The 530-nt window shown below is 30.8% G+C and carries 1 protein-coding gene; it reads left to right on the top strand.

Annotated elements, in window-relative coordinates:
- Window positions 1-48 precede the first annotated feature (48 nt).
- A complete protein-coding gene (locus NK213_RS18045) occupies window positions 49-501 on the top strand; it encodes a hypothetical protein (protein WP_253351809.1) in 453 nt (150 codons plus the stop codon).
- Window positions 502-530: the final 29 nt, after the last annotated feature.

Genomic DNA, 530 nt, shown 5'->3' with positions numbered 1-530 from the left:
TTTCAAAACACCTCTTTCTTTTTTTATTATATCATTGTTTAGATTTTGGTGTTCCTACTTTACTATAGCACTACAGTAAGTACATCTGAAGGCGGAATAGGAATTTATGCAGATAAAAGTTCTGTGACAGGTACGGGAAAAATAAGCGTGGGAAAAGATGGATTTGGTATATATGCTAAAAATACAAATGTAAATCTTAATGATTTTGAATTAAATCTTCTTGGAGATAACGCAGTGGGTATTTTTACGGACGGAACGGCGTCATTTACAGGGAATGGTGTAATAAATGTAGACGGAAAAGGAATTGTTATCTTCAATAATCTTTCATCAGGAACGTTTAATCAGGATTTTGATGTAAATTCCACAACAGGTTCAACATATGTTTTTCAAAATATAAAAAATTCTGAAATATACTCAAACAGCAGAATAAATCTAAGTGAAGGCGGAATGTACAATGTACTTATGTCAATAATGTGGACACATTTATCTTGTCTATTATGAAATTTTTTTCAAATATTCTTTAGGAGATA

This window comes from Sebaldella sp. S0638 (genome assembly GCF_024158605.1).
GTDB lineage: Bacteria > Fusobacteriota > Fusobacteriia > Fusobacteriales > Leptotrichiaceae > Sebaldella.
Note: the sequence above shows the minus strand (reverse complement) of the source record. Positions and strands in the feature narration are given on the sequence as shown.